This window comes from Chromatiales bacterium 21-64-14, assembly GCA_002255365.1.
Lineage (GTDB): Bacteria > Pseudomonadota > Gammaproteobacteria > 21-64-14 > 21-64-14 > 21-64-14.
In genome coordinates this window covers 1-5,134 of the sequence record NCBI01000085.1, presented here as the reverse complement: position 1 = coordinate 5,134, position 5,134 = coordinate 1, and the positions used below count along the sequence as shown (strand labels likewise).

Here is a 5,134-nt window from a genome sequence, read left to right as displayed (position 1 = left end):
GCAGGCCGACGCCATGCTGATTGATGACCTGGATGCCGCAGCGCAGCAGGTTTCGAGCATGGTTACCGTGCCACTCAATCAGGGCCAGTTCGACGCCCTATGCGACTTCGTTTTCAACCTTGGAGCCGGCCGGCTGCGCGATTCCACGCTGCTGCGGCTGCTGAATCAGGGCAAGTACGCCGAGGCGGCTGCCCAATTTCACTTCTGGGTCATGGCTGGCGGCCATCCGCTGCCCGGTCTCGTGACTCGCCGCGCGAAAGAGCGCGCACTGTTCGAGGGTGCTGCATGATCGACCTGCTTCACGGCGACTGCCTCGAACTGATGGCAGGGCTGGACGCGAACAGCATCGACAGCGTCGTGACCGATCCGCCGTATGGCCTGAGCTTCATGGGTAAGGGTTGGGATCACGCAGTGCCGGGCATCGAGTTCTGGACCGAAATGCTGCGCGTCGCCAAGCCGGGCGCGTACCTGCTGGCGTTCGGCGGCTCGCGCACCTTTCACCGGATGGCCTGCGCGATCGAGGATGCCGGCTGGGAAATGCGCGACACGATCATGTGGCTGTACGGGTCGGGCTTCCCGAAGTCACACAACGGCCCGTGGGGCGGTACGGCGCTCAAGCCTGCGCACGAGCCGATCATCATGGCGCGCAAGCCGCTGATTGGCACGGTGGCAGCGAACGTGCTGGCCTACGGCACGGGCGGGTTGAATATCGACGGGTGTCGAGTGCCAGCTACCGATAACGTGCGATTCGAGCGCGAGCCGGGCGGGGTGAGCCGCGAGAACTGGCGCAAAGGTACATGCGTTGGACCGGCTATCCCTACTGATCTTGGCCGCTGGCCCGCCAACGTCATCCATGACGGCAGCGAGGAAGTGATGGCGGGGTTTCCTGATGCGCTTGGCGCAACAAGCAACGGCCGCAAAGGGGTTAGTGGAGCGTGTTTCGGTAAATTCGGCGCAGTCGAGCAGAAACCTGGACGCGGCGACTTCGGCACCGCCGCCCGATTCTTCTACTGCGCCAAGGCGAGCCGCAAGGATAGGAACGAAGGCTGCGATTACTTGCAGCCCGTACACCGTGCGAACGGCAACAAGTGGACGGATCAGGATTACAGAGTGTCCCGCGGCGAGCGACCGCCGTCTGCGGAGTCGGGGCCGCGAAAGAACACCCACCCGACCGTCAAACCCACCAACCTGATGCGCTACCTGTGCCGGCTGGTGACGCCTGCCGGTGGCGTGGTGCTCGACCCATTCATGGGTTCCGGCTCGACCGGCAAGGCGGCGCTGCTGGAGGGTTTCCGCTTCGTCGGCATGGAGCAAGACGCCAAGTATTTCGCCATTGCGCAGGAACGTATCGCGCAGGCACAACCGAGGCTAGTTGCATGACCATCGCAACCGATGTGCAGGCCGCCAAACGCTGGTGGTCGAGCAAGACGATATGGCTTGGCGCTCACCTCATGGCTGCCGCGCCCGTGCTGGAATACGCCCGCGACAACTCCACGCTGCTGCATGCCTACGTGGGCAAGGCGGACGCCGCGATATCGTTTTGCCTCGGCGTGATCGTGGTCTGGCTGCGCAACGTGACGCGCAAGCCGATCGGGAAGCCATGAGCATCCTAATCACGCTATTCGGATGGCTCCGCAAGGTGCCGGTCTGGGTATGGCTTGCCCTCGCTGCCGCTGGCGTGATCGTCGTGCAGCACATGGAGATCGGCCACTACAAGGCGAAAGCCGCTGCCTTCGTCACTGAGACCGCTTCACTCAAGGCCGCGCAGTACGCCAGCCTGAGCACCATCGAGACGCAGAAGGTCGCACTCAAGCAGTGGGCCGACAAGTACAAGAACGACATGCAGAACGGCGCCGTCTTCACGAAGCAGGCTGTCCAGTTCGCCGCCGATCAGCAGCACGCAAACCAATCCAGTCAGCAGAAGCTGCGGGTGATCTATGAAACGTTCCCTTCAGTCAAGGCATGGGCTGCTGCTCATAGCGCTCCCGTTGCTGTGGTTGACCGGATGCGCGACAACGCCCAAGCCCATTGAGGTTCGGTCGGTCAACGTACCGGTGCCGGTCTATGTGGCGCTACCTGCTGACCTGACCACGTTTGAGCCGATGCCAGCCTTTCCGGCTGACTTCACGAACGGCGCCTGGACGCAGTACACGCTCGACCTACAGACCGCGCTCAAGATCGACATCGACAAGCTGGGCAAGATCAAGGGTGTTCAGCCTGATTTTCTGGTCAGCCGTGGCCATTGTCGTTTACTTCAGGACGCGGTGATGTACCACGACCCCGACATCACAGCGCGATGGATATTCGTCGCTCTGTCCCTGACTGCGTTCCTCATCCTGCTGGCAATCCTGATTTCCGACTTCGTTGTGGCAGCACGCCGCAAGCGTCGTAGGCTCGGTGAGCGTCAACCGCATTACCGCATACACGTACCGCGAAAACGCGACGAAGGTATCAATGATGGACAGTGAGCCGCTGATCTGGACGACTAAGGGCAACCTGCCCATTGCATCGCTCGAATACAGCCACGCATGGGAAGACCAGCCCGAATACCTCAAGTTCAGCGAGACGTACCGACTGGACGGTGAAATCGTCAAACAATCTGCCCATGTGTACGTCAAGCAAGGCGTCCAGGCGCAACCCGAACAAGGAGCCTTCTAATGGCCAATGCAGCAGCGGTATGCACCAGCTTCAAAGTCGATCAGTTGAACGGCATCCATGCGTTTGGCACCAGCGTCGTTCGAGCAGCGACCACGCCTGACACCTTCAAGGCCGCGCTGTTTCTTGCGTCCGGCAGCTTGGGTGCAGCGACCACGGCTTACTCGACCACCAGCGAGGTCACCGGAACCGGCTATACCGCTGGCGGCGTCACCGTGACGAACGCGACCGCGCCGACCAGTTCTGGCACGACCGCATACTGGACGCCCTCGGGAAGCTTCGCCTGGACCACCATGACGGCCTCGGCGTTCGATACCTGCCTACTCTACAACTCAACGCAGAGCAACAAGGCGGTAGCGGTCTACACCTTCGGTTCGCAGAGTGTCACGGCGAGTAACTTCACGCTGACCATGCCGGCGAATGCGGCTAGCACGGCGCTGTTGCAGCTCGCATGAAGATCACGATCAACGGCGTGGCGGTTGACCTGGCGACTGCAGCCATCGATATCAGCTTTCCGGCCGCTGTCGTTGCACCGCCTGCTCCTGTTCCCGCTCCAGCACCCGCGCCAAGTCCTGCGCCAAGCCCTGCTCCGGCACCATCTTGGACACTCAAGGCCGCGTTCAACAGCTCCGTGCAGGCTGGCGTGCTATACATCAACGACTTCACGGCTGGTGCGGTCTCGGAACATTGGGACTTTGGCGACGGTACGACCAGCGACGTGATGGGGAGTCAGAAGCATACCTACACCGAGAGCGGCATCTTTGCGATCATGCTCACGGCCAAGGCAGCAAACGGCACGACAAGCACCAGCACGGTCCACGATGGCGTGATTGTCCCGCTGCCTGCGGTCATCCCGCCTGCGGTGAGTGTCGTCGGTCAGCCGGTGACTGTCGTGGCAAATCTCACGCTGCCCGTGCCGTACACGGCCACGCTCACGCTCGCACCCGGCGACGTGAAGCCGCTCGATCCTACCGACCCGAGCAAAGGTGCGGCGGTGTATTACGCCGATGGCCTGTGCGTGTGCCTTGAGAACAGCTATGAGAAGACCACGGGCGACATTCGCGGGCACTTCACGGTCACGGCAGGCGCCACGGCACTGTACGATGGCACCCTGACGCTTTGGGCGCACGGTGGCACGCGTTCGTTCTGGTTGGCTCAACCGCAGCCGGTGGCGAATCCCGATCTATCCTTCATGCCGAAACTCGGCGCCGGCTCCGAAAAAGCCTCTTCGGTCGCATGGTACGCGGCAGGCGACAACGGACCGACCGGCGCGGGCAACATCATCCTGGCCATCGGTACGGGTGGCGAGCATCCGCACCTAGGCCCAGTGCCGGAATGGGACGCGGCCTACCTGACCAACCCGAACGCGGACAATCTCGCCGTAGTGCGCGGCATGGCGGATTCCCTCGCGGTGCTGCCGTTCCATGTACGCTGCTTCGCCACCGGCAAGATGCTGAGCGTTGCTGACTACCCCGCCGCCTCTATGCTTCCCGTGCAACTGGGCGTCGGCAAGAATCCGATTGCCAAGTTCACCACGAACTGCCCGATCCAACTCGATCAGGGACAGGCGCACGCCACGAACTACAGCGCACTGGCTTGCGCGCTCTACGACACCGACTTCGACCGCGAACAGTTGGCGATGTGGTGCAACTGGGTCAATTCCCTATGCGAGAATTACACATACCGCAGCAAGCTCGGCTGCTGCACTTTCCGTGATGCGGCGGGGCGTGGCTTCGGTCGTGGCCTCAATGTCCTGATCTATGCGGCGAAGTACGCCTCACCAGAATACGCCCCGCAGTTTCAGGCATGGGTAGACGAGGCGGCAGCAGACGGCGCGGCGGCGTGGTTGGCGCAGACCGGCATCCAGATCATGCAACAGGGTGGGCCGCTGGTATCCAACGTCAACGCCTACGCCAACGGCGGATATGCGCCGTGGATGCAGGACATTCTCACGAACGCCATCGGCAGGGCAATTCAGCTCGGTCATACGGCGTTTCAGCCGATCCTCGATTACTTCTCGGTCTCGACGTTCGAGCGCGTGGAAGCGGATCACGAGTTCGCTACCCTCTACAACTCCATCACCACGATGGCGGACGGCACGCCGGTCGCAACGTGGGCGGAAGGCTTGCAGCGCGCGGCGACGTTCGACCCCAAGCTAGCCGCTGGGCTGGCATTGCCGGAAGGCTCACTGGAGCGCCTGACCACCTACGGCGAAACGCTGGGGTATCTGGCGGGTGACTTCGTGAACTTCCCGACCAGCCCCACCGGCTACGCGGCCATGTATCAGTCGGCGCTCGCCGTATGCGTTCGCTATGCCACTGACCAGCCCCGCGCTCAAGCGGCATGGGCGAAGTTCAAGCAGTACCAGCGCATCGACTTCTCGCAGAACGGCAAATATAACGAGACCCCGTAATGGCTGACACCGTCGTCATTCTGACCAGCGGCACCAGCTGGACAGTGCCAGCCGACTGGAATCCAT

General features: G+C 62.2%; 8 protein-coding genes. All 8 read left to right on the top strand.

Translation table 11 applies throughout. The features are described 5' to 3' along the window. The coding region (locus B7Z66_15975) for a muraminidase (protein OYV74579.1) at positions 1-289 on the top strand (289 nt) is incomplete at its 5' end. Beyond that, positions 286-1,380 (top strand): hypothetical protein, encoded by a 1,095-nt coding sequence (locus tag B7Z66_15970; GenBank protein OYV74578.1) that lies wholly within the window; start codon positions 286-288, stop codon positions 1,378-1,380. The genes B7Z66_15975 and B7Z66_15970, both read left to right, overlap by 4 nt. Further along, complete coding sequence (locus tag B7Z66_15965; protein ID OYV74577.1) at positions 1,377-1,604, top strand: hypothetical protein; 228 nt, start codon at positions 1,377-1,379, stop codon at positions 1,602-1,604. Before B7Z66_15970 ends, B7Z66_15965 begins: the two co-directional genes overlap by 4 nt. Beyond that, positions 1,601-2,032, top strand: a complete 432-nt coding sequence (locus tag B7Z66_15960; protein OYV74576.1) for a hypothetical protein — start codon at positions 1,601-1,603, stop codon at positions 2,030-2,032. The genes B7Z66_15965 and B7Z66_15960 overlap by 4 nt, the downstream gene beginning before the upstream one ends. A 34-nt stretch (positions 2,033-2,066) precedes the next feature. Then, on the top strand, positions 2,067-2,468 hold the full coding sequence (locus B7Z66_15955) for a hypothetical protein (GenBank protein ID OYV74575.1): 402 nt from the start codon (positions 2,067-2,069) through the stop codon (positions 2,466-2,468). Then, positions 2,458-2,658: a hypothetical protein gene (locus B7Z66_15950; GenBank protein OYV74574.1), complete on the top strand. Its 201-nt coding sequence runs from the start codon at positions 2,458-2,460 to the stop codon at positions 2,656-2,658. The genes B7Z66_15955 and B7Z66_15950 overlap by 11 nt, the downstream gene beginning before the upstream one ends. Next, positions 2,658-3,110, top strand: coding sequence for a hypothetical protein (locus B7Z66_15945; protein ID OYV74573.1), 453 nt, complete (start codon positions 2,658-2,660; stop codon positions 3,108-3,110). The genes B7Z66_15950 and B7Z66_15945 overlap by 1 nt, the downstream gene beginning before the upstream one ends. Then, on the top strand, positions 3,107-5,068 hold the full coding sequence (locus B7Z66_15940) for a hypothetical protein (GenBank protein ID OYV74572.1): 1,962 nt from the start codon (positions 3,107-3,109) through the stop codon (positions 5,066-5,068). Before B7Z66_15945 ends, B7Z66_15940 begins: the two co-directional genes overlap by 4 nt. Positions 5,069-5,134 lie beyond the last annotated feature (66 nt).